The organism is Sphingobium sp. TomTYG65 (genome assembly GCF_055395525.1).
Genome location: NZ_AP027330.1, coordinates 1,386,650 through 1,413,513, shown reverse-complemented (window position 1 = coordinate 1,413,513; position 26,864 = coordinate 1,386,650). Strand labels below are relative to the sequence as shown.

Here is a 26,864-nt window from a genome sequence, read left to right as displayed (position 1 = left end):
GAACGACGGGGAGCCATCCCATGCCCGAGGAGCGTCGAGCAACTCGCGTTGGTGGCTACCAGGGCATGGGATTGCCTTTGTGACGATGCTGTTCCTGCAGCCAGTTTCTCTTAAAGCGCAGGACATTCTCTATGCGCAGGATCAGGTCGAGGCGGCTGAGGCGAAAACCGTAATACGCGGCCGGTGGTCTAATCAGCATCTGTCGCCAGACCTTCGGGCGGACGCAGCACTGGCCGCGATGACGCATCAGGAAAAGATTGCGATCTTGAATGCGGACCCACTTGGCGTGCCCCGCCTTGGCATTCCAGCAATCAAGGAAACGGATGCGAGCCTAGGCATCGCGAATATCGGGAACATGCGAAAAGGATTTGTCGCAACGGCTTTGCCAGCTTCGTTGCTTTTAGGCTCATCGTGGGACCCTGACCTAGCCTTCCGGGGCGGCGCTATGATTGGATCGGAAGCGCGTGCGAGCAGCTTTGGCATTCTCCTGGGAGGAGGTGCGAACCTCATCCGCGACCCCCGCGCCGGACGCAACTTTGAATATATAAGCGAAGACCCGCTGCTCACCGGCGTGCTCGCTGGTCGATCGATTGCGGGTATTCAGAGCAACAAGATCATCTCGACATTGAAGCATTTCGCTTTCAACAATCAGGAAACGGGTCGTGCCGTCTACTCGGTCAACATCAGCGAATCGACCATGCGCGAAACCGAGTTACTCGCCTTTCAAATAGCGAACGAAATCGGAAAACCCGGGTCGGTGATGTGTTCCTATAATCGCGTTAACGGCGTCTACGCCTGTGAAGACAAGTTCCTGCTTACGGATGTGTTAAGAAGGGACTGGGGGTTTAGGGGTTTCGTGATGTCTGACTGGGGCGCGGTCCATTCGACCGAAGCGCTCGCAAACGGTTTGGACAAGAAGTCAGGCGGCAACATCGATACCAAGCTGTTCTTCAGCAAAGAATTGGAGCCAAAACTGGCTGACGGCACCATCCCCTATGCGGCAGTAGATACTGCGGTGCGCCGGATACTGCGCACGCTTTTCGCCAGCGGACTTGTGGATGCTCCACCGGTTCAAAGCGCAATCGACTATGATGCTCACGCAGACATCGCCCAGGCTGCGGCTGAAGGCGGCATGGTGCTCTTGCGTAACGAAGGAAATCTTCTGCCTCTCGCCCGCGCGGCAAAGCGTATCGCCGTCATCGGTGGACATGCCGACATTGGCGTTCTGTCCGGCGGTGGCTCTTCGCAGGTTGTGCCTGTCGGCGGTTTCGCTCTCGAAGTTCTTCACAAAGGTCCAATTAAACGTAGCTACGGTGGAACCGCACCTCTGGCCGCTTTGCGAAGCGCGTTCCCGAACGCGCAAATAGACTATATTGATGGTCAAGATGTAGCTGCCGCAGCCGAACTCGCACGCAAGGCCGATGTGGCGATCCTGTTTGCTGAAAAATGGTCGAACGAGTCTGACGACAATGCCGACTTCTCACTTGGTGAGGGTCAAGATTCATTGATCGATGCAGTGGCTGCTGCCAATCCCCGCAGCGTCGTTGTCCTCGAAACGGGCAACCCTGTTCTTATGCCCTGGGCTTCGAAAGTGCCCGCCATTTTAGCTGCATGGTACCCTGGTCAAAGAGGGGGGGCGGCAATAGCGGCGATTCTTTCCGGGAAAGTTAATCCCTCCGGCCATCTCCCAGTGACATGGCCCGCCGGATTGGAGCAGCTACCGCTGCCCGTCCTTCCCGGTTCCAAAGTACCGCGCGCTAATGCCGACGTCCGTCGGGCGTTCGGCTTTCAGGCAGACCGAATGCCGTTTGACCTCGAATATCCGGAAGGCTCCGACATCGGGTATCGCTGGTTCGAGAAAAGCGGCGCGAAACCGCTTTATTCCTTTGGCTATGGCCTCAGCTATTCGGCATTTAGCTATGACAGATTGAAGGCGACAGGCGGTCGCCAACTCAAAGTGACGTTCCGCGTAACCAATATCGGGGGACATGATGGGGCGGACGTTCCGCAGATCTATGTTTCGCCCCCGGGACGCACCAAGCGCTTGGTCGGCTGGAGCAAGCCCTATCTGAAAGCTGGAGAGTCGACAATGGTGACCGTCACCGCCGACCCCCGGTTAATCGGAGAATTCGACCAGAAGTTACAGAAGTGGATCATCCGCAAAGGACGATATGGGATCGAAGTTGCCCACGATGCTGGACACGTGGTCCAGACCTCGAACGTCGCGATGAACCATCGTAAGCTTCGGCCATAGCCGCAGCTGTCGGAGTCTTAGTGCTACAAGCCTAAGCGGCGGCTTCCGTCCAAGCATTGTAGCGGGTGCTCGATGGTGACCCGATTATAGCCGCCGGAATAATGGTAAGCGGACGAGCCGGAACGCAGAACGGCACATTCGGTTAAATGGCAACAAATGGTCGTTACCCGACAACTCTTCCGTCATCCCGGCCTTGAGCCGGGATCCCGTTTGCTTTGGTTAAGGGAATATAGCGGGACCCCGGATCAAGTCCGGGGTGACGGTTGGAAAAGGTTCTGCTTCAGCGCCCGGTTTCCGGCGCATATCGCAGGTGGAGGAGCGGGTAGGGGCGGCCTTGGCTGTCCTGGTCGGAGCGGCCAGTGCGGGCGAAGCCCATGCGTTCGTAGAAGGTGAGGGCGCCTTCATTCTGTTCATTGACGTCGGTCGTCATGGCCGGATGGAGGGCGAGGCCATGTTCGACGAGCGAGCGGCCTACGCCTTTGCCGTGCCAGTCGGGATCGATGAAGAGCGCCTCCATATGCGTGCCGTCGATCAGCATGAAGCCGACGGCGCAGTCGTCCGCGTCGGTGGCGAGCCATGCGGGCGCCTGGGGCAGGAAGGCGGACACTTCCTGATCGATCGCGTGGCGATCGGTAGGCTGGAGAAAATCATGGGTCGCATCGACGGCGCGGCGCCAGATGTCGATGAGGCGGGCGCCATCGGCGGCGCGGGCAGGACGGATCGATATCATGGGCACGCATATAGCGACGAAGCGGCGCAAACGAAGGGGCGGGCGACGGACGAAAGGCTGAGCGCGGCGAGGGGAGCTAGGCCGGATGGGTGGAATTTCGGATTTTGAACGACTGGCGGCACTGCCTGATGCAGCGCGCGAGCGGGTGCTGGCGGGACTGAACGGCGCGGCGGCGCAGGCTTTGGCGCATGACTGGGAATGGCTGGCGCGGCCCGAGCAACTGGCCCCGGATGGCGATTGGCGCATTTGGTTGATGATGGCGGGGCGCGGCTTTGGGAAAACGCGGGCCGGGGCGGAGTGGGTGCGCAGCATTGCCGAGCGGGACGGGCAGGCGCGGATCGCGCTGGTGGGCGCGACGCTGGGCGAGGCGCGCAGCGTGATGGTGGAGGGGCCTTCGGGACTGCTGTCGGTTGCGCCCTGGTGGAACCGGCCGGTCTTTTCGCCGGCGCTGCGGCGGTTGATATGGCCAAATGGTGCAACGGCGCTGTTGTTCGGGGCGGCGGAGCCGGAAGCGTTGCGCGGGCCGCAGTTCAGCCATGGCTGGGCGGACGAGATCGCCAAATGGCCGTGCGGCGAGGCCGCATGGGACAATCTGATGATGGGAATGCGGCTGGGCGAGCGGCCGCGCGTGCTGGCGACGACGACGCCGCGGCCGGTGCCGCTGATACGCGGGCTGGTGGCGCGGGAGGGCGCTGATGTCGTCGTGACGCGGGGGCGGACGGCGGACAATGTGGCGAACCTTGCCGATGGTTTCGTGGCGGCGATGGAGCAGAGCTATGGCGCGACGCGGCTGGGGCGGCAGGAGCTGGACGGCGAGCTGATCGGCGAGGTCGAGGGCGCGCTGTGGAGCCGCGATCTGCTGGAGCGGTGCCGGGTGGCGCATGTACCCGAGCGGGAGGATGGCGGCGCGTTGCTGTCGCGCGTGGTGGTGGGCGTCGATCCGCCTGCGTCGGCGCATGGCGATGCGTGCGGGATCGTCGTGGCAGGGCTTGGGCCTGATGGACGGGCTTATGTGATTGCCGATGCGAGCGTGGAAAAGGCGAGCCCAGAAGGCTGGGCGCGGGCTGTGGCTCAAGCGGCGGCGGTGCATGGGGCTGATCGGGTGATCGCCGAGGCCAATAATGGTGGGGCTATGGTGGAAAGCGTGCTGCGCGCGGCGGAGGCTGCGCTGCCGGTGCGGCTGGTGCATGCAAGCCGGGGGAAGACGGCGCGGGCCGAGCCGGTGGCGGCGCTGTATGAGGCCGGGCGGGTGCGGCATCGCGGGGCCTTCTGGCGCCTTGAGGATGAGATGTGCGGGCTGGTGGCCGGTGGCGGCTATGTGGGTCCGGGCCGGTCGCCGGATCGGGCCGATGCACTGGTTTGGGCGCTGACCGAGTTGATGCTGGGGCGGCGCGGGGATGCGCGGGTGCGGGCGGTTTGAGGAACTGCGCTGGGCTGTCTTGCGTATTATCCCAAGTCAATTTTTTGAGGAGTGACGGCAATGAAGCTGGCCAAATTCATGATGATAGCTGCGGGCGTTACGCTGGTGGCGACGCCGGTCATGGCTGCCTCGCTCAACGGCAAGGAGCGGGCGCGGATCGCTCGGGCTGCGCCGCGGGACCGGGATGAGGTGCGCTATTGCCTGTTGCAGGCGAAGAAGGGTCGCGATCGCGGGACGGTGATTGGTGCGGCTGGCGGTGCTGGCGTGGGTGCGCTGGCCGGCGGGAATTTGGGTGAGTCCCTGCTGGCGGGCGCGGCTGGGGCCGTGGCCGGTCGCGTGATCGGGAAGAGTGAGGGGACGAATGCGGCTTGTGACCGGGTGTTGGCGCGCAATCCCTGAGCTTTGCCCTGACCTGCTTTCGGCAGCCATTTCTCACCAGGCGCGATAGCAGATAGCGGCGCGATGGATCCTGAAACAAGTTCAGGATGACGTCTCGGTTAATAGGAGAGGGTATTGCCCTCTCCTTTTTTTTGTGGGGGCTTTCATGAAGTTTTTTGGGGCGAAGGCGGCGCGCGCGGGCGCGCGGCCGGTGTTGGCGCGTGCCTGGGGATCGGGCGCGGTGGCTTTGGGGGAGTGGCCTGCTTCCTATGAGGCGCAGGTGCGGAGCGGCGTGATCGGCAATCCCGTGGCGCAGCGCGCCTTGCGGCTGGTGACGGAGGGCGCGGGGGCGACGGCGCTGACCGTCGGCGGCGTCAGCGAGGATGAGCGCGGGCGTGTGGCTTGCCTGCTGACGCGCTGTTTGGCGGGGCAGGGGCTGGTCGAGACGCTGGCGAGCCATTTGCTGCTGCATGGCAATGGCTATGTGCAGGTGATGGCGGGCGCGGATGGGAAGCCCGCCGAGCTATATGCGCTCCGGCCAGAGCGCGTGAGCGTGGAGGCGGACGCGCGGGGGTGGCCTGCGGCCTATCTGTATCGGGTCGGGGACAGCGTGACGCGGCTGCTGCCTGAGGATGGGGCGGGACGGTCGTCTATCCTGCACCTGAAGGCGCTGCATCCGCTGGACGATCATTATGGGCTGGGCTGTGTGGGCGCGGCGGCCGGGGCGGTGGCGATCCACAATGCGGGGACGGTGTGGAACAAGGCCCTACTGGATAATGCGGCGCGGCCTTCCGGGGCGATGGTCTATGATCCGGGTGATGGATCGGTGATGAGCCCGGAGCAGTTCGAGCGGGTGAAGCGGGAGATGGAGATGGCTTTCTCTGGCGCGGCCAATGCCGGGCGGCCGATGCTGCTGGAGGGCGGGCTGGATTGGAAGGCGATGAGCCTGACGCCTGCGGAGATGGACTTTGTGGGGCTGAAGGCGGCGGCGGCGCGGGAAATCGCCTTGGCCTTTGGCGTACCGCCCATGCTGATGGGGCTGCCGGGCGACAATAGCTACGCCAATTATCGCGAGGCGAACAAGGCGCTGTGGCGTCAGACGATTTTGCCGCTGGTGGCGAAGATCTGCGGCGGGCTGGCGCAGGGGCTGCAGGAGTGGTGGCCGGGGCTGACGGTTGCTGCCGACCTGGATGCGGTGCCTGCCTTGTCAGAGGAGCGGACGGCCTTGTGGGAGCGGGTGGCGAGCGCGGACTTTCTCTCGGCGGATGAGAAGAGGGCGATGTTGGGGATTTGATCGAACGCGGGAGGCGGGTGTCATGAAATATGATGGCGAGATGCTGGCGCGGCTGGTGGCGCAGGCCGAGGGCGCGCCGGGGCAGATGGACATGGTGATGATCCGCGCGCTGATCGAGGAGGCGAGCGAACTGGGCGCGGGGCGGGCGTTGGAGCGGCTGGGGCTGGCCGACCGGAGTGCGGAAGGGGATGTGCGGGAGCTACGCGAACTGCTGTCCGCCTGGCGCGACGCGAAGAAGGCGGCGCGCGGGGCTGTGGTCGGTTGGGCGGTGCGGATCGTGATGGCGCTGGTGCTGTTGGGGGTGGCGGTGAAGGCGGGGCTGATCGGGATGGTGCGGGGATGAGGGGCTCAATCTCGCACGAGGATGTGCGGTTCGCCGGATATGCGGCGGTGTTCGATCGGGTCGATCATGGCGGCGATGTGGTGCGGCCGGGGGCTTTTGCGGGTGTGGCGGCGGGGGTGCCGATCCTGTGGCAGCATTTGCCGGGTGAAGCGATCGGGACGGTGGAACGGGTCGAGGAGGATGCGCGGGGCCTGCGCGTGATCGGGCGGGTTTCGGGCCGGACCGGGGCCGGTCGGGCGGCGGCGCGGGCCTTGAAGGATCGTGCGGTGGACGGGTTGTCCTTTGGTTATCGGGTGCGGGAGGCGCGGGGGACTTCGCCGCGGGAACTTCTGGCGCTGGAGCTGGTGGAGGTGAGCGTGGTGACCCATCCGATGCAGCCTTGGGCGCGGGTCATTGCGGTGGAGGGGTAGGGGCAAATGTCGCAGCGCCCTGCAGGCGCTCCCCTCCACCGCCCTTGGCGGTCCCCCTCCCCATCTGTCGATGGGGAGGATTTGTTCGGGCGGTCCGGTGGGGCCGCCCTTTTTTGTTTCTAAGCGAGGAGTGGTGGATGACGGATCAGTTGGAAGCGAGCTTTGATGCGGTGGTGCAGGGTGAGCGTATCGAGGCGCTTGAAGGGGAGATTGCGGCGCTGAAGGGCGCGCTGGTGCAGCAGCAGCGGCCCGCGCTGGACGGGGTGAAAGGTGGGGCCTTTGATCCCAAGCGGGCGGCCTTTGTCGAGCGTTATGTGCGGCAGGGGCTTGAGGCGGGCGTGGAGCTGAAGAGCTTTTCGGGCGCGAGCGGCGCGGCGGGCGGCTATGCGGTGCCGCGCGAGATCGATCAGATCATCGATGCGACGCTGAAGGGCATCTCGCCCATTCGTTCGATCGCCAATGTCGTGCGGACGGGCACGGCGGGCTATCGCAAGCTGGTGACTTCGGGCGGCATCGTGTCGGGCTGGGCAAGCGAGACGGGCGCACGGGCCGAGACGGCCAGCCCAAGCTTCAATGAAATCGTGCCGCCATCGGGTGAGCTTTATGCCAATCCGGCGGCTAGCCAAGCGATGCTGGACGATGCGCAGTTCGATGTCGAAGGCTGGCTGGCGGGCGAGATTGCGCGCGAGTTCGCCGCGGCCGAGGGTGCGGCCTTCGTCAACGGCAATGGCACGAACAAGCCCAAGGGTTTCCTGACCTATACGGCGACCAATGAGGCGGATAGCGTGCGTGCGTTCGGATCGCTGCAATATGTGGCTTCGGGCGCATCGGCGAGTTTTGGCGCATCGGGTCCGGACAAGCTGATCGATCTGGTGCAGAGCCTGCGCGCGCCTTACCGCCAGGGTGCGGTGTTCGTGATGAATTCGGCGACGCTGGCGGTCATCCGCAAGATGAAGACCGGCGACGGGGCGTTTATCTGGCAGCCTTCGCTGGCCGCCGGTCAGCCTGCGACGCTTCTCGGCTATCCGGTGGTGGAGGCCGAGGACATGCCGGACATCGCCGCGGGATCGCTCTCCATCGCCTTTGGCAACTTCCAGGCGGGCTATGTGATTTCCGAACGCAGCGAGACGAGCATCCTGCGCGATCCGTTCAGCAACAAGCCGTTCGTGCATTTCTATGCGGTGAAGCGGATCGGCGGCGCTGTCGCCAATTCGGAAGCGATCAAGCTGATGAAGTTCGCGGCTTCCTAAGCAGCGCCCTCATCCAACTGCGCCTGGGCGGTTTTTCGCCGCCCAGGCGGACTTTGCTGACGGGAGGGGCTGGTGCTGGTGCGGGAAGAAGTGGGGGCGGCCGGGGCGTCGCTGGAGGAGTTGAAGGATTATCTGCGGATCAGCGGGAGTGGCGAGGATGGGCTGCTTGAGGGCCTGCTGAAAAGTGCGACGGCCCTGTGCGAGCAGTTTGTCGGGCAGTGGCTGATCATAGGCGCGGCGCGGGAGACGGTGCGGGCGGATGGAGGCTGGCAGCGGCTGTCGGCGACGCCGGTGGTGGCGATATCCGCTGTAGAAGCGGTGGGGCCTGGTGGCGAGGCCGTTCCGCTGGCGGCGGATGCCTATGCGATCGACATTGATGCTGCGGGTGACGGGTGGGTAAGGGCGCGGCCGCTGGATGGACGGCGGGCGTTGGCGGTGACCTATCAGGCCGGGATGGCGGAGGCGGCGGAGGGCCTGCCGGAGCCGATCCGGCAGGGCATCGTGCGCCTCGCCGCGGAGCATTTTTCCGCGCGGGAAGGTCAAGTGGCGACGCCGCCCGCCGTGGTGGGTGCGCTGTGGCGGCCGTGGCGGCGGATGCGGCTGGCGTGAAGCTGGCGGCGCTGGTGCGGCTGGTGGAGGCGCGGGCTGAGCAGAGGCGGCGGGAGATTGCTGGCGCGATGCTGGCCGCAGGGGTTGAGGATGGGCAGGTCGAGGGCGAGGCGGTGCGGCTGTCGGGACAGGGTTTGCTGCGCCGGTGGATGAGCGACCTCATGCTGCGTGAGGCGGGGAGGGGCAGGGGATGAGTGCGGAATTGGTGGTGCGGGCGGCGGTGATTGCAGCATTGCGCGGGGATGCTGAGCTGATGGGCGCGCTCAACGGGGTTTTCGATGGCGCTCCGGTGCGGGCGAGCGTGCCCTATGCGGTGGTGGGTGAGTGCATCGCTGGCGATTGGGGCGCGAAGGGGCTGGATGGCCGCGAGCTGCGGTTGACGGTTGGCCTGCACGATGCGGGGGAGACGCCGGGGCGGCTGGCGGCGTTGCTGGGGCGGGTCGAGGCGGTGATGCAGGCGCTGGACGCTGGCGGTTCAGGCTGGCGGGTGGTGAGCGTGCGGCTGATCCGGTCGAGGGTGATGAAGGCGCGGGAGAAGGATGGCTGGCAGGCGTTGGTGGATTACCGTCTGCGGGTGGTGGCGTCTTGAAGTGCGGCGAGCGTTTCAAGTTTTCGTTCGGGCTGTCCGAATGAGTCACCTGCCTCATTCGAATGTCGACGTCTGTGCGCGAATGCCCTTCGACAGGCTCAGGGCGAACGGAGACTGAGTGGAGCGGGTTTTTTTAGAACTTTCCACCCGTTATTTGTGTGGGCCTCCGGTTTCTCGACTGCGCTCGAAACGAACGGATAGGATCGCAGCCTCAACCGCCGGGTTGGGAATAATCCTCGAACTCGCCGGTGATCTTGTCGACATATTCGGCGATCTGATCGTCGGCGTCGGCCTGGGCGTCCTTGTCCGACATGCCGCCGGACTTGTCGTCTGCGACGACGGCAGCGCGGAAGGCGGCTTCCTTTGCGCTGCACTTGGACTTCAGCGTTGATTGGAATTCGCTGAGCGAGACCTTCTTATCGAGGGCCGGCTGAATCTCTTTCGACAGACATTCCGAATAGGCCTTCCGGCCCGCGCCGACGGCGTCGCCGCTCTGCGGGGCGGCGGCCAGCATCAACATGAGGGGAGCTGAAACAAGCATTCAAACCTCTCCAAATCCCGATTCTGACACGGTTTATCTCACAGGAGAATGCTACATGGGCGTGGAAAAAGGAAGCGCGTTTCTGTTGAAAGTCGGCGATGGCGGGTCGCCGGTGGCCTATGCGACGGTAGCGGGCATGCGCACGACGCAGCTGTCCGTGAATGGCGAGGCGGTGAACGTCACGTCGAAGGATTCAGGCGGCTGGCGTGAGCTGCTGTCCGGTGCGGGCGTGCGGTCCGTCAGTGTTTCGGCGGCGGGCATATTCACCGGATCGGCGGCCGAGGTGCGCATCCGCAACCATGCGCTGGCCGGGACGATCGAGCAGTTCGAGCTGAGTTTCGAAAGCGGCGAGCGGATGCGCGGGCGCTTCCTGGTGACGCGGCTCGACTATGCGGGCGATTATAATGGCGAGCGCAACTATGCGCTGAGCCTGGAAAGCTCCGGCGCTGTGGTGTCCGAATGAGGGGGGCGAACGCGGTGCCCAATGGCGCAAGGGGCGAGGCCGCGCTGGAGATTGCGGGCGAGACATTGCGGTTGCGGCCGAGCTTTGCTGCCTTGGTGGCGGCGGAGGAGGAGTTGGGGCCGCTGTTCGAACTCGTCGACCGGGCGGCGGACGGGAAGCTGTCCCTCACCGATATTGCGGCGCTGTTCTGGCATTGCCTGGTCGATGCGCCGCGCGGGCTGACGCGCGAGGCGCTGGGCGAGGCGATTGTCGAGGCGGGGCTGGCGAAGCTGTCGCCGGTGCTGCGGGGCATTCTCAAACAGATTTTGGGCGGAAGATGAGCTTTTTCAAAGCGGCGGCGCGGCTGGCTGGCGTCGCGGGATGGTTGCTGGGCTGGCGGCCGGATGAGTTTTGGCGCGCGACGCCGGTGGAGCTGGAGGCGGTGCTGCAGGCGGCGAGAGGCGAGGAGGAGCCGGATGTGGGGATGGATAAGGGGGAGTTGGAGCGGCTTAGGGGCGTGATGCCGGATTGAGGATGGCGATTGGGGCACGCCCCACCCCCAACCCCTCCCCTCAAGGGGAGGGGCTTTTGTCATTGGCTCCTGGAGGTTGGGATGGACGAGGAAATCGAGACGCTGGTGGTGCGGGTTCGGGCGGATACGCAGGGCCTGTCGCGTGATGTGGAGGCGATGCGGGGGGAGTTGGAAGGGCCGCTTGCTTCGGGCGCGGAGCGGGCTGGGCGGCGGATCGAGCAGGGTCTGCTGCGCGCGGTGCGGAGCGGGCGGTTCGGCTTTGAGGAGCTGAAGCAGGTCGCGCTGTCGGTGCTGGAGGAGATTGCGGCGGGCGCGGTGCGGTCGGGCGCGGCCAGCGTCGGGGGTGTCGGTGGTTCCCTGCTGACGCTGGGGGCGGCGGCGCTGGGTCTGCCGGGGCGGGCTACGGGCGGGCCGGTGGCTCCGGGGCGCGCCTATGTGGTGGGCGAGCGGGGGCCGGAACTGTTTGTCCCTACGGCGAGCGGGCAGGTGGTCGCGCATGGCGGCGCTGGCGGGCGTGATGTGCGAGTGAACATCGCCGTGCAGGGGCGCGGCGAGGGATGGGACAATGCGCGGCTGTTGGCGCGGAGTGCGCGGCAGGTGGCGCGGGCGGTCAGGGGGGCGCTGAACGGATGAGTGGACTTGGCTATTGGCTGGCGGACGCGCGGCGGGGGCAGGATGAGCGCTTCATGAAGCGGTTCGCACCGACGCATTGGACCGTCAATTTTCCCCGGCCGATGATGGCGAGCGTGGTGACGACCGCGCCGGATGCTTTGCGGGTGGATGCAGTCTTCTACGGATCGGGGGATCTGGCAGGGCTGATCTGGGAGGCGGACGACAAGTGGAGCCATACTCTGCTGGCCTATGAGACATCGCGGGATTTCCGGGAGTGCGTGCTGCGCTTTCGCTGGCGGAGCGGGGGGCTCAGGCGGCTGGACGAGGTACATGGGCCGACGCTGACGATCGAGGGGCGCGATGCGGCGGGCAATCCACGATCCTGGTATGTGCGGCTGTGGAACTATGCCAGCGGGTCGGCGGAAGATGCGCAGATCGTACTGAATTTCGCTGCGATCAGTGGCGGGTTCCTGCTGCCGGGCGAGGCTGATCCGGTGTGGGCGGGCGATGTGGACCGGATGTTCATATCGCTCGCGCCGCCGGGCTATGATGCAGCCAGCACGCCCTTTGCTGCGGGCGTCGAGGGTTGGGTCGAGCTCTCCGGCTTGCGCTGCGATGGTGCGGGGTCGGTGCTGAGCGTCGGGGATGTGATGCTGCCCGAGCATGGCCTGTCGATGGCGACGGGCTATGATGACTGCTTCAACCAGACGCCGGAGCGGATCGTCGCGTCGATCCATGCGCTCGGCTATCGCGGCGACATCAACCATTATGTGGGGATGAGCCATTATTTCCGGCTCGAACCGCTGGGCGGGGGATTCTACATCAGCCTTGCAGGCGGCGTGCTGAATACGCCCTGTGCGGCCTGGCATGCGGATTTTGCGCAGCGGTCCAAGGCGCTGGGGCTGGGGGTGATCTGGTCGCTTTCCTATGAGCTGCTGGATGCGCATTGCTGGAACGATTGGAAGCAGCGGGCGGAGAATGGCGATCCGGCGCTGACTGGCTGGTCGCCGCCATCGACCTTGCTGTCACCTGCCCATGAAGGCGCGATGAGCTATTTGCGGCTGGTGGCGGGGGCCTTTGTCTCCATCGGCTTGGCGGCAGGGATAGCGATCAAGTTTCAGGTGGGCGAGCCCTGGTGGTGGGTGATGCCTGCGGATGGGCGCATCTGCATTTATGATGGTGCGGCGCGGGCGGCCTTTGGGGGGAGCCCGGTGTCCATTCCCGATGTGCGGGGGACGCTCAGCGGGGCGCAGAAGGCGTTGCTGGATCAGGCAGGGGCGGTGCTGGCGTCTTCGACGGCGGCGATTTGTGCCTGGGTGAAGGGGGTGGCGCCGGGGGCGGTGACGCATCTGCTGGCCTATCTGCCGACGGTACTTGATCCGCTGGCGCCGGAAGCCAAGCGGGCGAACATGCCGGTGGGGTGGGCCTCGCCCGCTTTCGATGTGCTGCAGCTGGAAGATTATGACTGGGTGACGGAGGGGCGGCCGAGCCGCACCGCGCGCGGGATCGAGCTGGCGACGGCGCGGCTGGGCTACCCAGTCGATGAGCAGCATTATTTTTCGGGCTTCGTGCTGATGCCCGAGCAGGCGGCGCAATGGCGACGGATCGCTGATGCAGCGGGAGCGGCTGTGCGGCGGGGGACGGCGGCGACCTTTGTGTGGGCGCTGCCGCAGGTGGCGCGGGATGGCTTCACCTGCTTCAGACTTCAGGGGGAGGAAGAGATGCAAGCCTTTGATGATGTGGCTTTTCCGTTGAGCATCGGGCGGGAGGCGAGTTTGGCTCCCACCTTTTCGACGCAGATCGTCGAGAGCCCTTCGGGGCATGAGCGGCGGAGCAGTGACTGGGCCGACGCGCGGCTGTCCTTCGACGCGGGGCCGGGGGTGCGGTCCGAAGCGGATATCGGAGCCCTGGTCGCCTTTTTCCGGGCCCGGCGGGGGGCGGCGCGGGGGTTTCGTTTTACCGATCCCTATGATGATCGCAGTTGCGGGATCGGCGGGGTTCCGGGCGCGCTGGATCAACGGCTGGGGATCGGCGATGGGGTGCGGACGGAGTTTCCGCTGCAACGCTATTATGGCGCGGGGGAGGAGGCGCAGGTGCGGCGGATCACGCGGCCGGTGGCGGGGAGCATCCGCGTGGCGGTGGATGGCGTCGAACTGACCGAGGGGTGGAGTCATGCGGGGTTGGGGGTCGTCGCCTTTGACGAAGCTCCGGCTGCTGGCGTTGTGCTGACGGCGGGCTTTCGTTTCGATGTGCCAGTACGCTTTGCCGAGGACCGGCTGGATATCAACCGCGCCACCTTTGCAGCGGGCGAAGCGCCTTCGGTGCCGCTGGTGGAGATCCGCGAATGAGCGGGCTGGAGGCGTTGGACAAGGTGCTGGCGACGCTCGCCTTCTGCTGGCGGCTGGAGCGGCGGGACGGGGTGACGATCGGGCTGACCAGCCATGATCGCGATCTGGAGATCGGCCATGTCCGCTATCGCGCTGCGCCGGGGGTGATGCCCTCGGCGATCCGGAGCGGGATCACGGCGGAGGGGAGCGATACCGATCTGCAGGGTGCGCTGGTGGCGGATGCGATCAGCGAGGCGGATTTGATGGCTGGGCGCTGGGATGGCGCGGCGCTGGAGTTGCGGCTGACGGAGTGGGACGCTCCGGGCGAGATGTGGCTGCTGCTGGCGAAGGGCGAGATTGGCAGCGTGGCGCGCAAGGGCGGGGCTTTTACGGCGGAACTGGTGGGGGCGATGGCGGTGCTGAAGACGCCGGTCGCGCCGTCGACTTCGCCCGATTGCCGCGCCCGGCTGGGGGACCGGCAGTGCCGGGTCGATCTGGCGGCGCGGCGGAAGGTCGTGGCAGTGGATGGCGTTGACGATGTGGAGGTCAGCGCCTCCGGGCTGGTGGCGGGGGCTTATGCCTTTGGCACGCTGCGCTGGATGACCGGGCCTAATGCTGGCGCGGTGCAGGCGGTGGTGGATAATGGGGCGAGCGGGCTGACGCTGGCCGATCCACCCGCCTTCGCGGTGGAGGCGGGGACGCTGGCGCTGCTGACGGAGGGGTGCGATCGGCAGCTGGAGACATGCCGGACGCGCTTTGCCAATGTCGTGAACTTCAGGGGCGAGCCCTATCTGCCGGGGACGGACCTGCTGACCCGCTACCCTGGCGCGTGAGCGAGGCGATGGAGGACCGGATCGTCGCGGCGGCGCGCGATCTGGTGGGCGTTCCATTCCGGCTTCATGGGCGCAGTGCTGAAAGAGGCGTGGATTGCGTGGGTCTGGCGGCGCTGGCGCTGATGCAAGCAGGGCATCGGGGCGTTGTGCCGCGCGGATATGGGCTGCGGTCCGGGGATGAGGCTCTGGCGCGCGCCTGGCTTTGCGAAGCGGGGCTGGCAGTAGTGCCCGAAGGCAGGGCCGGCGATCTGGCGCTCGTGCGGCCGGGGCCATTGCAACTGCATCTGATGATCCTGGTGCCGGGCGGGCATGTGCATGCCCATGCGGGGTTGGGGCGCGTGGTCGAAACGCCGGGGCCGTCCCCCTGGCCGGTGATCGGTCATTGGCGGACGAGACAGGAGGAGACATGGCGACTTTAGTGCTGACGGCGCTGGGCACCGCAATTGGCGGGCCACTAGGCGGAGCGATCGGCGGATTGATCGGCGGCAGCTTTGACCAGGCGGTGCTGTTCAAGCCCAAGGGCCGCGAAGGCAGGCGGCTGGCGGACCTGCAGTTGCAGACATCGACCTATGGCGCGCAGATCCCGAAGCTGTTCGGGACGATGCGCGCGGCAGGATCGGTCATCTGGGCGACGGACCTTAAGGAGAAGAAGAACAAGAGCGGCGGCGGCAAGGGGCGGCCGAGCGTCACGACTTATAGCTATTCGGCCAGCTTTGCGGTGGCTTTGTCGGCGCGAAGGGTGCGGGCGGTGCGGCGGATATGGGCGGATGGCAATCTGCTGCGCGGGGCGGCGGGCGATTTCAAGACGGGGTTGAACGCGTTCCGCCTGCATCTGGGCGGAGAGGATCAGGCCGCCGATCCGTTGATCGCTTCGGCGGAAGGGATCAGTCGGACGCCTGCGCATCGCGGGATCGCCTATGCGGTGTTCGAGGATCTGCAGCTTGCCGACTATGGCAACCGTATCCCCTCGCTGACGTTCGAGGTCGAGGCGGATGACGGATCGGTTCTAATCAAGACGGTGGCGGCGGAATTGAGCGGCGGGGCGCTCGACGCGGCGGCTGCGGAGGCGATTACCGGCTTTGCCGCAGGTGGCGCTGATGTCGGCGACGCGATCGCGCCGCTGGTGGAAGCCTGGGATCTGGCCTTTGCCGCCGATGAGGATGGGTTGCGGCTCAAGGGTACGAGCGTCGAGGAAGCGGCTGCGGAGATCAGCGCCGTTGTTCTGTGCAGGCGGGTGAACGGGCGGGCTGTCGATCCTGTCGAGCAATCCGGCGAGGGGGCGGAGAGGGTGCCGCTGGCGCTGTCCTTGCGCCATTATGATCCGGCGCGCGATTATCAGGCAGGCGTGCAGCGCGTGAGCCGTCCGGGGTCGGGGCGAGCGGAGCAGGGGATCGATTTGCCCGTCACCATGTCGGCCGATGCCGGCCGGCAACTTGCGGCGCGGCGGTTGAGCCATGGCTGGGCCGGGCGGGCATCCATGACGCTGCGCTGCGGTTGGGAGGCGCTGCGTCATGACGCCGGAGACTTGGTGACCGTCGAGGGAAGGCCAGGCCGCTGGCGGATCGAGGAGCGCGAATGGGAAGCCATGGCAGTGCGGCTCGCGCTGCGCCGGGTGCCGGGCGCGGGCGGCGTGCTGCGGTCCGGGGCGTCGTCCGGCGCGATCGTGCGGCAGGCGGATGCGCCGCATGGGCCGACATCTTTAATGCTGGTCGATCTGCCGCCGTTGCGGGAGGCTGCGGCCGTCGCTCCTTTGATCGTTGCTGCAGCCAGCGGCGGGGCGGGGTGGCGGAGTGCGGCGCTGCTCGCGATGAGCGATACGGGTGACGCCTCTCCAGTCGGGCTCACCGCTCCGCGCGCCGTGATGGGGCAGGCGGACGAGGCGCTGCGCGCGGGGAGTTGCACGCTGATCGATGCGGCTAACACCCTTCATGTGACGTTGCTGGCCGCTGACATGGAACTGGGCGATGCCGACGAAGCGGCGTTGGCGCAGGGGCGCAATCTTTGTCTGGTAGGGCGGGAGCTGCTGCAATTTTCGCGCGCGGTGCAGACCGGCCCGGCGAGCTTCCGGCTTGAAGGGCTGCGGCGCGGGCTGTGCGGGACGGACTGGGCGGCGGCGGAGCATGAAGCTGGCGAGCGGTTCCTGCTGATCGAGGAGGAGCGGCTGGTCGAACCCTTTGCCGGGCAGGCGAGCGGCGAGATCGGCAGCATGCTACGGCTGGCGGCCGTGGGAATTGGGGATGCAGAGCCGGTTGAAGCGGCGCTAACGGTGAGCGGTGAAGCTGTGACGCCGGTCGCTCCGGTTCATGTGCGCGCCGCATCGGATGGAGCAGGCGGCTGGAACCTCAGTTGGGTGAGACGCAGCAGAAGCGGGTGGCGCTGGGTCAGTGGCGCAGATGTGCCGCTTGGCGAGGAAAGCGAGCGTCACGAGCTCCGCGTGCTGAACGGCGGGAGCTTGCTGCGCCGGGTGGAAACGGCGTCTCCCGCCTGGACCTATGATGCGGCGGCGATCGCTGATGATGGCGAGAGCATGGTGACGATCGAGGTTCGGCAGATCGGCGCCTTTGCGCTGGGCCGGCCGGGGCGGATTGAACTGTCACTCTAAGGCTTGTGGGGATTTAGGATTCCCATTTTGCGGTAGATGTGATTCAGGCTTTGGATGGATCGCTTTGTACTGACCGATGCCCAATGGGCGCAGATGGAACCACACTGCCTGGGCAAGCCGACAGACCCGGGGCGCAGCGGCAGAAACAACCGGTTGTTTATGGAAGCGGTGTTATGGATCGTGCGGACGGGCAGTCCGTGGCGCGATTTGCCTGCGATATTCGGTAACTGGAGCACGGCGTTCCGGCGGTTTCGGGATTGGCGGGAAGCCGATGTTTTCAAACGGATATTCGATGCTGTGTCGGATGAGCCGGACATGGAATATGCCATGGTCGATGCTACTATAGTCAAGGTGCACCGGCATGGTCAGGGCGCAAAAGGGGGACTTCGCGCCAGGCCATTGGCCGCTCCAAAGGTGGAATGACGACCAAGATACTGGCGCTGACCGATGCTCTGGGAAACCTTGTGCGTTTCCATCTGATGCCTGGCCATCGCTTCGATACCGTAGGGGTCGCTCCCCTTATCGAAGGCATCGAATTCGGGGCGCTGCTCGCCGACAAAGCCTTCGACAGCAACGAGATCGTCGCCGATCTCAACGAGCGAGGCGCAAAGATCGTCATCTCCCAGCACCCGCGACGGGCCAAACCCATCCCGCTCGATACCGAAATGTACAAGTGGCGCCACCTGATCGAGAACTTCTTCTGCAAACTCAAGGAATTCAAACGCATCGCAATGCGTGCCTGCAAAACGGATCGCAGCTTCTCCGCCATGATCTACCTCGCAGCAGCCGTCATCAGTTCACGATGAATCCCCACAAGCCTTAATAGCTCAAGCGGGAAGGGAATTTAGACAATGACCATAGAAACGACCCCGCGATGGGGTCTGCCGCAATTGTTTGCGGGTCAGGCGCAAAAGGAAATCTTTCACAATGAGGCGCTGGCGCGCATCGACATGCTGTTGCACGGTCAGGCGGAAAGCGCGGACGAAAGTGCGCCTCCTTCCGCACCGGCATTGGGGCAGTGCTGGATCGTGGCGGGAGGCGGGACAGGCGAATGGGCCGGACGGGAGGGTGACGTTGCCTGCTGGACCGAGGGTGGGTGGCGCTTTGCCGCGCCTCAGCGGGGCTTGAGGCTCTGGGTCGCGGACAGGGGATATTCGATGTTCCATGACGGGGGCGCGTGGCGCGAGGGAGCGGTTCGCGGCGACGGAGTTTATGTCGAGGGCCTGCGCGTGGTAGGGCCGCGCCAGGCGGCGATCGTCAACCCGGCCGGGGGCACTGATCCCGACCTTGAAGCTCGCGACGCAATCGGCTCCATCCTGTCCGCGATGCGCATCCACGGATTGATCGATTCATGACTTGCAGCTGTCCATCTTTTACAATGGAGAGCACAGGAAATGCTTAACGGGTGGGGTTGTAGCCGGGGCATGATGTATTTGTGCAACAGTTTCACCAAATGTGGACTTGCCATGAAACTTTCTTGCCGATACATGGTTTCAGCAGTCCTTCGTGACACTATTGAAAGGGGAATTCAGATGCGGAAGCTTGCCCTCGCGGCTGTGCTTGCGACCAGCGCCCTGGCCACCCCGGCCTTGGCGCGTGACGACAGCTGGTACATCGGAATCGATTCCGGTGTCGTGCTTGTCGAAGACCAGGACATCACCTTCACCCCCGGCCGTGATCCCGTTACGGGCCTCCCCACCGCCAGCTCCACCTTGGACAATGTGGACTACCACAAGGGTTGGGACGGCGATGCGGTCATCGGTTATGACTTCGGCGGTTTCCGTCTGGAAGCTGAAGCCGGCTATAAGCGCGCTAAGGTCGATCTCGACAAGAGCGGTTTCGGCGGTTCGGCGTCGGCTCTTTCTTTCATGCTGAACGGCTTGCTCGATTTCGGCGCAGATGATGGCCTGCAGGGCTTCGTCGGCGGCGGCGTCGGCGTGTCGCGCGCCAAGCTGGCGAACGACCTGGTCAACGACAGCGACACTGGCTTCGCTTGGCAGGCGCTTGCTGGCGTCCGCTATCCGCTGACCAACAACCTGGACGTCTCGCTGAAGTATCGCTTCTTCAACCAGGACAACATCAACCTCGTCCCGGCTTACACGACCTCTGTTGGCGTTGCTGGCGGTGACGTGGATACGAAGCTGCGTACCCACAGCCTGCTGCTGGGTCTGACCTACAACTTCGGTGGTGAACCGGCTGCTCCGCCGCCGCCCCCGCCGCCGCCCCCGCCGCCTCCGCCGCCTCCGCCGCCGCCTCCGCCGGTTGCAGAGTGCAGCCCTGGGCCGTACATCGTCTTCTTCGAGTGGGACAAGTCGGACATCACGCCTGACGCCGCCACCATTCTGGACAACGCGGTTTCGGCATACAGCAACTGCGGCAGCGCCCAGGTCATGCTGGCAGGTTATGCGGACCGTTCGGGTTCGGCCTCGTACAACGTCGGCCTCTCGCAGCGCCGTGCTGACGCGGTCAAGGCCTACATGGCTTCGAAGGGCATCCCCGATGGTGTGATGACGACCCAGGCGTTCGGTGAATCGAACCCCCGTGTCGAAACCGCCGACGGTGTCCGCGAACTGCAGAACCGCCGCGTGGAAATCACTTACGGTCCGGGTTCGGGTCAGTAAGCAAGATTTTCATCCTCGCGGATGGAACAAGGTTGAGGGGCTGGTCGAAAGACCGGCCCCTTTTCCTTTGGCCATCAGGCGTGTTCCAAGACTGTGGAGTCCAAGCTGATCCTTAGGCAGCGCCGTGAGAGGTGCGAAGATCGCTTGGCAACATGAACTATATCCGCAACAAACGCCTTCTTGCTGCGTTCGCCAGTTATGCTTTGCCCGGAGATGCCTTGATCATGAACAAGCCAAACCTTGTCTTTGCATTGCCCTTGCTTGCCTTTTTGGCCGCTTGCGCGAGTGCGGATGGAAGCATGAACAATGCAGGATCGGCCGCTGCGCCTTCTGCAACCGCTCCGTTGCTGGCGGCGGATGGATCACGCCGGGGGGATGCGGCCGTGACGGAAACGGCGGCAGGTCTGCGCGTCGCGGTCCGTGCGAATGGCCTCACTCCTGGCGTTCACGCGGTTCATGTCCATATGACGGGCACCTGCACGCCGCCTGATTTCACCAGTGCTGGCGGCCATTGGAACCCGACCGGCCGGCAGCATGGCAGGGATAACCCAGCCGGCATGCATATGGGCGACATGCCAAACCTGACAGCGGGTCCCGACGGATCAGGTCAGATGGAATATCTCATCCAGGGCGGAACGCTGCGCACAGGTCCTCATCCTTTGCTGGATGCCGATGGCGCCGCTGTTGTGATCCACGCTCAAGCTGACGACAACAAGAGCGATCCCGCAGGCAATGCGGGCGGTCGGATTGCGTGCGGAATCTTGTCGGCGAGCTGAGGGCAGTGCGGGGCTGATCTCGCCTGTTCAAATGGCGGGCGGATCGGCTGGATAGACGGCTGCCATCTCATAACGCGCGCCGCTTTGCGTCAGATGGCTTTCAAACAACATGAATTTGTTGACCAGAAACGGCGGGCTGGAGAGGCCGGCATGGCTCGCCATGAAGCTGTCTGTCACCCCGCCGATGCGGTTGAAGCGGGCAAGCGTGATGTGGGGCAGATAGGCTCGGTCGTCTGCGGCGAAACCAGCGCTGACACAGGCGCGATCAACCTTGCGATGCAGCTGGGCGAGGGTATCGCGCGGCTCGACGGCAGCCCATAGGGTATCGACCCGTCCCTTATGCTCAAATTGTCCAAGGCCGGAAAGCGAAATCGCGAAGGGAGCGAAGCGGATGCTGTTCAGGGCTGCGGCCAGATCATCGGCCTGGTGCGTATCGGCGTTTCCGACAAAGCGAAGGGTGAGGTGCAGTTGGTCGTCATCTTGCCAGCGAGCGCCAGCGATGCCGCCCATCAACGACAAAAGTTTGGCGCGGATTTCGGCCGGGGGACGAATGGCGACGAAGAGGCGGTGCATGCTGCTGATATAGGACGATTGCGGCCGCAAGCTAAGGCCGCTGCTCACTTGAATTGGCGACGATATGCGCCGATAATAGGCAAACCGGCGGACTGTGCCGGCGAAGGAGATTATCTCATGGCCAATTGGTCTGATCCCCGCTCGGGCGTAGCCGGCTTCGGCGGGACGACGGTAGCGCGTGGGGAGGCGTTCGACGCCGGTCTGCGCAGCTATATGCTGTCTGTTTACAATTATATGGCGAGTGGCGTGCTGTTGACCGGCATCGTCGCGATGCTGTTTGCCTCCAGCGGTCTGGCTTATCAGATCCTGGCGGGTCCCGGCATCCTGAAATATGTCATCATGTTCGCGCCGTTGGCCTTTGTCATGGTGTTGAGCTTTGGCATTGGGCGTCTATCGACCGTGACCGCGCAGGCGCTCTATTGGGCCTATGCGGCGGTAATGGGATTGTCGCTCTCGTCGATCCTGCTCGTTTATACCGGCACCTCAGTCGCCCAGACCTTCTTCGCGACGGCGGCGGCTTTTGCTGGTCTCAGCCTTTGGGGCTATACGACCAAGCGCGACCTTTCGGGCTTCGGCACCTTCCTGATCATGGGGGTGGTGGGGCTGCTGGTAGCCTCGCTCATCAACCTGTTCCTGCGTTCCAGTGCCATGGACATGGTGGTCAGCTTCATCGGCGTGCTGCTGTTCGCGGGCCTGACCGCCTATGACACGCAGAAGATCAAGAGCATCTATGTCCATGTGGCGGGCACGGAGATGGTTGGCAAGTCGGTGGTGATGGGGGCGCTGAACCTCTATCTCGACTTCATCAACATGTTCCTGTTCCTGCTGCGCTTCATGGGCAATCGCGACTGAGCGCTGAACAAAATGGTTGAAAAGGCCCGGTGGATCATTTCACCGGGCCTTTTTCTTATTCAGGCTTTTTCATCTGGGCGATCAACGCGCCGTCCAGTTCCTTCTGCCGCTTATAGGCGGGCCGTTCCCGCAGGCGAGCGGCATAGGTTTCAAAAGCGGGGCGCGACGGCATCGTTCCGAAGGTCAGGCCCCAATCCACTTGCGCGCCGACATAGACGTCGGCAGCGGTGAACTGATCCCCGCAAATCCAACGGGGCACTGAAACGGCGCGCTCCAGTGCGTCGATGGCATGGTCGAATGTTCCATAGCCCATCATCCTGTCGCGGCCTTCCGGCACGGCGAAGCCTAGCGCCTTGTTCGTGACAGCGGACTCAACGGGCCCTGCGGCAAAGAAGAGCCAGCGATAGTAATCGGCGCGGCTGTTGGTGGGTGGCGCTAGCCCAGCCGCGGGAAAGGCGTCGGCCAGATAGGCGCAGATCGCGGCGGCTTCGGTGACGATCTTACCGGCATGAACGATGGCAGGCACCTTGCCCATTGGGTTGATCGCCAGATAGTCGGCCGACTTCATGCCGCCATCACCATAGTCCAGCACCACCGTTTCATAGGGTTGCCCGACTTCCTCCAGCATCCAGCGAGCAATCTGCCCGCGTGACATGGGGTTGGTGTAAAAGGTGATATCGGCGGGCATGGGAGACTCCTTCACCGGCGGTAGATGCGGTAGCCCGGCCAGCATGGCCAAGGATTGAAGGGGTGGCAACCGGCGACATATGTCCGTTGTTTGTGATGCCAGCATTTAGCGACCAGCACTCCAAGGAGGGGTGAAGCGCCGTGAATGTTTGTTCGCGCGGAGGCGCAGAGGACGCCGAGGATTTGTCGGCGCCTCGCGCCTCAATCCGAACAGGTCCAAGCTGCTATCCCGGCGTCCTCTGCGCCTCCGCGCGAAAAATGAAAAATTCCGGGGGGTCTGTTCAATAAAAAAAGGGCGGCTTAACAGAGCCGCCCTTCTGCAATTTGACGCTCGATGAGCGAGGCCTATTTCGCTGATTCCGCGGGCTTCGACTTCCCACCCTTCTTGCCCTTCTTCGGGGCGGCGGGGGTGATCTCGAAGGCGAGGGCGTCGTCCTTCAGCCGGACATGGACCTCACCGCCATGCACCAGCTTGCCGAACAGCAGTTCCTCAGCCAGCGGCTGCTTGATCTTCTCCTGCATCAGACGGCCCATCGGACGCGCGCCATAGAGCTTGTCATAGCCGCGCTTGGTGAGCCATGCCTTCGCCTCGTCATCCAGCGTGATGTGGACGTCGCGATCGGCGAGCTGCAGTTCGAGCTGAAGCACGAACTTGTCGATGACCCGTGCCACGATTTCCGGCGGCAGATAGCCGAACGGCACGATGGCATCGAGACGGTTGCGGAATTCCGGGGTGAAGAGCTTCTTCACCGCATCCTCCTGCACATCGTCGCGCGTCAGCTCGCCAAAGCCGATGCTTTCCTTCGCCATGTCCGACGCACCAGCGTTGGTGGTCATGATGAGGATGGTGTTGCGGAAATCCACCGTTTTGCCATGGTGATCGGTCAGGCGGCCATTATCCATCACCTGCAACAGGATGTTGAACAGGTCGGGATGCGCCTTCTCGATCTCGTCCAGCAGCAGCACGCTGTGCGGATTTTGATCCACAGCATCGGTCAGCAGGCCGCCCTGGTCATAGCCGACATAGCCCGGAGGAGCGCCGATCAGGCGGCTGACCGAGTGCCGTTCCATATATTCGGACATGTCGAACCGCTGGAGCGGAATGCCGAGCAAGTTCGCCAGCTGCCGTGCAACTTCCGTCTTGCCGACGCCGGTGGGGCCGGAGAAGAGATAGTTGCCGATCGGCTTGTCCGGATCGCGCAAGCCCGCCCGCGACAGCTTGATCGCGGAGGAGAGCACCTCGATCGCCCGGTTCTGGCCGAACACGACACGCTTCAGATCGGTGTCGAGCGTTTCCAGCACCGACTTGTCGTCGGCCGAGACGGTCTTGGGAGGGATGCGGGCCATGGTCGCGATGACCTGCTCGATCTCCCTCGGGGTGATCGTCTTCTTGCGCTTGCTCGGCACCACCAGCATCTGCATCGCGCCGACTTCGTCGATCACGTCGATCGCCTTGTCCGGCAGCTTGCGGTCGTTGATGTAACGCGCTGACAATTCCACCGCCGCCTTGATCGCGTCGGGGGTGTATTTGACGTTATGATGCTCTTCAAAGGCACTGCGCAGCCCGGCGAGAATCTTGATCGTGTCCTCGACCGTCGGTTCGTTGACGTCAATCTTCTGGAACCGGCGCAGCAAGGCCCGGTCCTTCTCGAAATGGTTGCGGAACTCCTTGTAGGTGGTGGAGCCGATGCAGCGGATCGTGCCGCCCGACAGAGCGGGCTTCAGCAGATTGGACGCATCCATCGCGCCGCCGCTGGTCGCACCCGCGCCGATCACCGTGTGGATCTCGTCAATGAAGAGAACCGCATGCGGCATCTTTTCCAGTTCGGTGACGACCGCCTTCAGCCGTTCTTCGAAATCGCCGCGATAGCGGGTGCCCGCGAGCAACGCGCCCATGTCGAGCGAGTAGATCACCGCTTCCTTCAAGACATCGGGAACCTCGCCCTCGACGATCTTGCGCGCCAGGCCCTCTGCGATCGCAGTCTTGCCCACGCCCGGATCGCCCACATAGAGCGGGTTGTTCTTCGACCGGCGGCACAGGATCTGGATCGTCCGATCGACTTCCGAAGCGCGGCCGATCAGCGGGTCAACCTTGCCCCGCGCCGCCTTCTCATTGAGGTTGACCGTGAACTGCTCCAAGGCACTGTCCTTCTTGCCCTTGCTGTCCTGCGCTTTCTTTTCCTCTTCCTGAGCGCCTTTGGTTTCGCGCTGTTCAGGAACGGCAGTACCCTTGCCGACGCCGTGGCTGATATAGCTGACGGCATCCAGGCGGCTCATGTCCTGCTGCTGGAGGAAATAGACGGCGTAGCTCTCCCTTTCCGAGAAAAGCGCGACGAGCACATTGGCTCCCGTCACTTCATCTTTTCCGGAAGACTGCACATGCAGGATCGCGCGCTGAACCACGCGCTGGAAGCCGCTGGTGGGCGAGGGATCGCTTGAGCCCTCCACCTTCAAACTGTCGAGTTCGCTGTCGAGATATTGGGTGACGGCGTCGCCCAATTCGCCCAACTCCACGCCGCACGCCTGCATCACCTTGGATGCATGTTCGTCATCGATCAACGCGAGGAGCAGATGCTCCAGCGTCGCATATTCGTGACGGCGCTCCGACGCGTGGGTCAGTGCGTTGTGCAGGGTGGTTTCAAGGGCGGGTGCGAAAGATGGCATTTCTATTCTACTCCTGAGCCCGCAGAGGGGCTGACTTAAACCATATGTCGGCATTGCTCGACGGCAGATCAAGGAGCGAACCTTGACCGCCGGAATTGCCAGACTGCCCGTGCCCGGTGAAGCCCATGTCAGGGCCGCAAGGGGCGGGGCGCGGGTTCATCGCTTGAATAACGCCTCGGCACTTGATTTGTGGTTAACGGCGTCTTCAATCTTTGATCTTGTTCGAGCTATTTCGCCCTCGAGCGCCCTGACGCGCTCCTCCAGATCGGCAACGGACAAGGGACCCAAATCCTGTCGAAGCAGTTGGGCCAGCGGATCATCAATCTTGCGAGGCAGATCGTCGTCCATGTCCATAGACGCTAATGTTGACCGCCGGGGCTGGTCTGTCAATAAGGCCCTTGAACCGCTTGTCGAATTCAGGTGCGGTGCAACATTGCTGCTGGGGGACGGCCATCATGGCGTTTGAGAATGCGTTGCCCGATGAGATGACGGCGATCGCGATTCCCGTCCCCGGCGGTCCGGAGGCATTGGTGCCCGAGCGCCGCCCTGTCCCCCGTCCAGCATCAGGCGAAGTGCTGATCCGGGTCGCGGCGGCAGGGGTGAACCGGCCCGACGTCCTGCAGCGGCAGGGCAAATATCCGCCGCCGCCTGGCGCATCCGACATCCCCGGGCTGGAGGTTTCCGGCACGATCGTCGCGGCGGGCGGCAATGCCGGACAGTTGATCGGCCAGCGTGTATGCGCGTTGCTTCCGGGCGGCGGCTATGCCGAATATGCGGTCGCCCCGGCGGGCCAGTGTCTCCCGGTCCCGGATGGCTATGACCTCGTCGAAGCTGCCGCCTTGCCCGAAACGCTATTCACCGTTTGGACCAATTTGTTCGAGCGCGCTTATGTGGTCGGCGGCGACACCGTGCTGGTGCATGGCGGGACCAGCGGCATCGGCACCATGGCGATCTCGCTCTGCCGTCTTTTCGATATCACGATCATCGTCACCTGCGGCAGCGACGCCAAGTGCGACCAGGCGAAGGCATGGGGCGCTCACCATGCGATCAACTATCGTGATCAGGACTTTGTCGAGGAAGTCGGCCGCATCACCGGCGGGCAGGGCGTGCAGGCTGTATTGGACATGGTCGGCGGTGACTATGTGCCGCGCAATCTCCAGTGCCTCGCGGAAGATGGCCGCCACGTCACCATCGCAGTGTTGGGCGGTCCCAAAGCCAGCATATTCCTGCCAGCGATCATGACCAGGCGGCTCACATTGACCGGATCGACGCTGCGGCCACGTTCTTCCGCCTTCAAAAGCCTGGTGGCTGACGAACTGGCGAGAGTGGTCTGGCCATTCGTCGAAGAAGGCAAGCTGCGACCTGCGATGGACCGGCGTTTTCCTCTTGTCGAAGCAGCGCAAGCGCATGCCCGGATGGACGCGGGCGAGCATTTCGGGAAGATCGTGCTGACCGTCTGACCCGGCCTAAAGGTAGCATTTCCGTCACATTCCGCGCGGAGTTGTAACATTGCGGCGCTAAGGAT

30 protein-coding genes are annotated in these 26,864 nt (G+C 64.2%); 24 read left to right on the top strand and 6 right to left on the bottom strand.

The window, feature by feature from the left end:
- Positions 1 to 85 precede the first annotated feature (85 nt).
- The gene (locus ACZ5Y5_RS07045) at positions 86 to 2,254 is read left to right on the top strand and encodes a glycoside hydrolase family 3 C-terminal domain-containing protein (protein ID WP_464810497.1); all 2,169 of its coding nucleotides are present in this window, start codon (positions 86 to 88) and stop codon (positions 2,252 to 2,254) included.
- Positions 2,255 to 2,534: 280 nt separating this feature from the next.
- Here the strand turns inward: ACZ5Y5_RS07045 and ACZ5Y5_RS07040 are convergent, their stop codons facing one another.
- Positions 2,535 to 2,984 (bottom strand): acetyltransferase, encoded by a 450-nt coding sequence (locus ACZ5Y5_RS07040; protein WP_464807951.1) that lies wholly within the window; start codon positions 2,982 to 2,984, stop codon positions 2,535 to 2,537.
- 85 nt (positions 2,985 to 3,069) lie between these two features.
- Here ACZ5Y5_RS07040 and ACZ5Y5_RS07035 point away from each other — a divergent pair, with 85 nt between their 5' ends.
- From ACZ5Y5_RS07035 to ACZ5Y5_RS06995, 9 genes are all read left to right on the top strand, one after another.
- Positions 3,070 to 4,404 carry a DNA-packaging protein gene (locus ACZ5Y5_RS07035; RefSeq protein WP_464807950.1) on the top strand — a complete coding sequence of 445 codons (1,335 nt, stop codon included), beginning with the start codon at positions 3,070 to 3,072 and terminating at the stop codon, positions 4,402 to 4,404.
- A 60-nt stretch (positions 4,405 to 4,464) separates the two neighbouring features.
- Positions 4,465 to 4,803, top strand: coding sequence for a hypothetical protein (locus ACZ5Y5_RS07030; RefSeq protein ID WP_464807949.1), 339 nt, complete (start codon positions 4,465 to 4,467; stop codon positions 4,801 to 4,803).
- A gap of 145 nt (positions 4,804 to 4,948) precedes the next feature.
- Positions 4,949 to 6,076 carry a phage portal protein gene (locus ACZ5Y5_RS07025; RefSeq protein ID WP_464807948.1) on the top strand — a complete coding sequence of 376 codons (1,128 nt, stop codon included), beginning with the start codon at positions 4,949 to 4,951 and terminating at the stop codon, positions 6,074 to 6,076.
- 22 nt (positions 6,077 to 6,098) lie between these two features.
- Positions 6,099 to 6,419: a DUF6127 family protein gene (locus ACZ5Y5_RS07020; protein WP_464807947.1), complete on the top strand. Its 321-nt coding sequence runs from the start codon at positions 6,099 to 6,101 to the stop codon at positions 6,417 to 6,419.
- Positions 6,416 to 6,829, top strand: a complete 414-nt coding sequence (locus ACZ5Y5_RS07015) for an HK97 family phage prohead protease (protein WP_464807946.1) — start codon at positions 6,416 to 6,418, stop codon at positions 6,827 to 6,829. The genes ACZ5Y5_RS07020 and ACZ5Y5_RS07015 overlap by 4 nt, the downstream gene beginning before the upstream one ends.
- 137 nt (positions 6,830 to 6,966) lie before the next feature.
- Positions 6,967 to 8,079 carry a phage major capsid protein gene (locus ACZ5Y5_RS07010; protein WP_464807945.1) on the top strand — a complete coding sequence of 371 codons (1,113 nt, stop codon included), beginning with the start codon at positions 6,967 to 6,969 and terminating at the stop codon, positions 8,077 to 8,079.
- A 69-nt stretch (positions 8,080 to 8,148) separates the two neighbouring features.
- Positions 8,149 to 8,688, top strand: coding sequence for a head-tail connector protein (locus ACZ5Y5_RS07005; RefSeq protein ID WP_464810496.1), 540 nt, complete (start codon positions 8,149 to 8,151; stop codon positions 8,686 to 8,688).
- Positions 8,655 to 8,882, top strand: coding sequence for a hypothetical protein (locus tag ACZ5Y5_RS07000; RefSeq protein ID WP_464807944.1), 228 nt, complete (start codon positions 8,655 to 8,657; stop codon positions 8,880 to 8,882). The genes ACZ5Y5_RS07005 and ACZ5Y5_RS07000 overlap by 34 nt, the downstream gene beginning before the upstream one ends.
- On the top strand, positions 8,879 to 9,277 hold the full coding sequence (locus tag ACZ5Y5_RS06995; protein ID WP_464807943.1) for a DUF3168 domain-containing protein: 399 nt from the start codon (positions 8,879 to 8,881) through the stop codon (positions 9,275 to 9,277). Before ACZ5Y5_RS07000 ends, ACZ5Y5_RS06995 begins: the two co-directional genes overlap by 4 nt.
- A gap of 211 nt (positions 9,278 to 9,488) precedes the next feature.
- Here the strand turns inward: ACZ5Y5_RS06995 and ACZ5Y5_RS06990 are convergent, their stop codons facing one another.
- Complete coding sequence (locus ACZ5Y5_RS06990; protein WP_464807942.1) at positions 9,489 to 9,818, bottom strand: hypothetical protein; 330 nt, start codon at positions 9,816 to 9,818, stop codon at positions 9,489 to 9,491.
- 55 nt (positions 9,819 to 9,873) lie between these two features.
- Between ACZ5Y5_RS06990 and ACZ5Y5_RS06985 the strand changes: the two genes are divergently transcribed.
- From ACZ5Y5_RS06985 to ACZ5Y5_RS06930, 12 genes are all read left to right on the top strand, one after another.
- Entirely contained in the window at positions 9,874 to 10,281 is a 408-nt protein-coding gene (locus ACZ5Y5_RS06985; protein WP_464807941.1) for a phage tail tube protein, read from the top strand.
- Positions 10,278 to 10,601, top strand: a complete 324-nt coding sequence (locus ACZ5Y5_RS06980) for a gene transfer agent family protein (protein WP_464807940.1) — start codon at positions 10,278 to 10,280, stop codon at positions 10,599 to 10,601. The genes ACZ5Y5_RS06985 and ACZ5Y5_RS06980 overlap by 4 nt, the downstream gene beginning before the upstream one ends.
- Positions 10,598 to 10,792 carry a phage tail assembly chaperone gene (locus tag ACZ5Y5_RS06975; RefSeq protein WP_464810433.1) on the top strand — a complete coding sequence of 65 codons (195 nt, stop codon included), beginning with the start codon at positions 10,598 to 10,600 and terminating at the stop codon, positions 10,790 to 10,792. The genes ACZ5Y5_RS06980 and ACZ5Y5_RS06975 overlap by 4 nt, the downstream gene beginning before the upstream one ends.
- An 81-nt stretch (positions 10,793 to 10,873) precedes the next feature.
- Complete coding sequence (locus ACZ5Y5_RS06970) at positions 10,874 to 11,425, top strand: tail tape measure protein (protein ID WP_464810432.1); 552 nt, start codon at positions 10,874 to 10,876, stop codon at positions 11,423 to 11,425.
- A complete protein-coding gene (locus tag ACZ5Y5_RS06965) occupies positions 11,422 to 13,752 on the top strand; it encodes a DUF2460 domain-containing protein (protein ID WP_464810431.1) in 2,331 nt (776 codons plus the stop codon). The genes ACZ5Y5_RS06970 and ACZ5Y5_RS06965 overlap by 4 nt, the downstream gene beginning before the upstream one ends.
- Entirely contained in the window at positions 13,749 to 14,564 is an 816-nt protein-coding gene (locus ACZ5Y5_RS06960; protein WP_464810430.1) for a DUF2163 domain-containing protein, read from the top strand. Before ACZ5Y5_RS06965 ends, ACZ5Y5_RS06960 begins: the two co-directional genes overlap by 4 nt.
- An 8-nt stretch (positions 14,565 to 14,572) precedes the next feature.
- Positions 14,573 to 14,983 (top strand): peptidoglycan endopeptidase, encoded by a 411-nt coding sequence (locus tag ACZ5Y5_RS06955; protein WP_464810495.1) that lies wholly within the window; start codon positions 14,573 to 14,575, stop codon positions 14,981 to 14,983.
- The gene (locus tag ACZ5Y5_RS06950) at positions 14,971 to 17,166 is read left to right on the top strand and encodes a GTA baseplate fiber-binding domain-containing protein (RefSeq protein ID WP_464810429.1); all 2,196 of its coding nucleotides are present in this window, start codon (positions 14,971 to 14,973) and stop codon (positions 17,164 to 17,166) included. The genes ACZ5Y5_RS06955 and ACZ5Y5_RS06950 overlap by 13 nt, the downstream gene beginning before the upstream one ends.
- Positions 17,167 to 17,220: 54 nt before the next feature.
- Positions 17,221 to 17,972, top strand: a protein-coding gene (locus ACZ5Y5_RS06945; protein WP_464810428.1) for an IS5 family transposase whose coding sequence is annotated in 2 segments (ribosomal slippage) — positions 17,221 to 17,557 and positions 17,557 to 17,972 — 753 coding nt in all. Because the reading frame shifts where the segments join, the coding sequence is not laid out codon by codon here.
- Positions 17,973 to 18,017: 45 nt separating this feature from the next.
- Positions 18,018 to 18,521 carry a DUF2793 domain-containing protein gene (locus tag ACZ5Y5_RS06940; RefSeq protein ID WP_464810427.1) on the top strand — a complete coding sequence of 168 codons (504 nt, stop codon included), beginning with the start codon at positions 18,018 to 18,020 and terminating at the stop codon, positions 18,519 to 18,521.
- Between the two features lie 177 nt (positions 18,522 to 18,698).
- Complete coding sequence (locus tag ACZ5Y5_RS06935) at positions 18,699 to 19,787, top strand: OmpA family protein (protein WP_464810426.1); 1,089 nt, start codon at positions 18,699 to 18,701, stop codon at positions 19,785 to 19,787.
- Between the two features lie 224 nt (positions 19,788 to 20,011).
- Positions 20,012 to 20,563 (top strand): superoxide dismutase family protein, encoded by a 552-nt coding sequence (locus ACZ5Y5_RS06930; RefSeq protein ID WP_464810425.1) that lies wholly within the window; start codon positions 20,012 to 20,014, stop codon positions 20,561 to 20,563.
- A gap of 27 nt (positions 20,564 to 20,590) precedes the next feature.
- On the opposite strand, the gene thpR is transcribed toward ACZ5Y5_RS06930, so the two are convergent.
- A complete protein-coding gene (gene thpR, locus ACZ5Y5_RS06925; protein ID WP_464810494.1) occupies positions 20,591 to 21,136 on the bottom strand; it encodes an RNA 2',3'-cyclic phosphodiesterase in 546 nt (181 codons plus the stop codon).
- Between the two features lie 117 nt (positions 21,137 to 21,253).
- Here thpR and ACZ5Y5_RS06920 point away from each other — a divergent pair, with 117 nt between their 5' ends.
- The gene (locus tag ACZ5Y5_RS06920; RefSeq protein WP_464810424.1) at positions 21,254 to 21,988 is read left to right on the top strand and encodes a Bax inhibitor-1/YccA family protein; all 735 of its coding nucleotides are present in this window, start codon (positions 21,254 to 21,256) and stop codon (positions 21,986 to 21,988) included.
- Positions 21,989 to 22,043: 55 nt separating this feature from the next.
- Here the strand turns inward: ACZ5Y5_RS06920 and ACZ5Y5_RS06915 are convergent, their stop codons facing one another.
- The 3 genes from ACZ5Y5_RS06915 to ACZ5Y5_RS06905 all read right to left on the bottom strand — a co-directional run bounded on the left by ACZ5Y5_RS06915 (position 22,044) and on the right by ACZ5Y5_RS06905 (position 25,693).
- A complete protein-coding gene (locus tag ACZ5Y5_RS06915; RefSeq protein ID WP_464810423.1) occupies positions 22,044 to 22,676 on the bottom strand; it encodes a glutathione S-transferase family protein in 633 nt (210 codons plus the stop codon).
- A gap of 344 nt (positions 22,677 to 23,020) precedes the next feature.
- Positions 23,021 to 25,339, bottom strand: a complete 2,319-nt coding sequence (gene clpA, locus ACZ5Y5_RS06910) for an ATP-dependent Clp protease ATP-binding subunit ClpA (RefSeq protein ID WP_464810422.1) — start codon at positions 25,337 to 25,339, stop codon at positions 23,021 to 23,023.
- A gap of 156 nt (positions 25,340 to 25,495) precedes the next feature.
- Positions 25,496 to 25,693 (bottom strand): DUF1192 domain-containing protein, encoded by a 198-nt coding sequence (locus tag ACZ5Y5_RS06905; RefSeq protein ID WP_464810421.1) that lies wholly within the window; start codon positions 25,691 to 25,693, stop codon positions 25,496 to 25,498.
- Between the two features lie 101 nt (positions 25,694 to 25,794).
- On the opposite strand from ACZ5Y5_RS06905, the gene ACZ5Y5_RS06900 reads away from it, so the two are divergent.
- Entirely contained in the window at positions 25,795 to 26,799 is a 1,005-nt protein-coding gene (locus tag ACZ5Y5_RS06900) for an NAD(P)H-quinone oxidoreductase (protein ID WP_464810420.1), read from the top strand.
- Positions 26,800 to 26,864 lie beyond the last annotated feature (65 nt).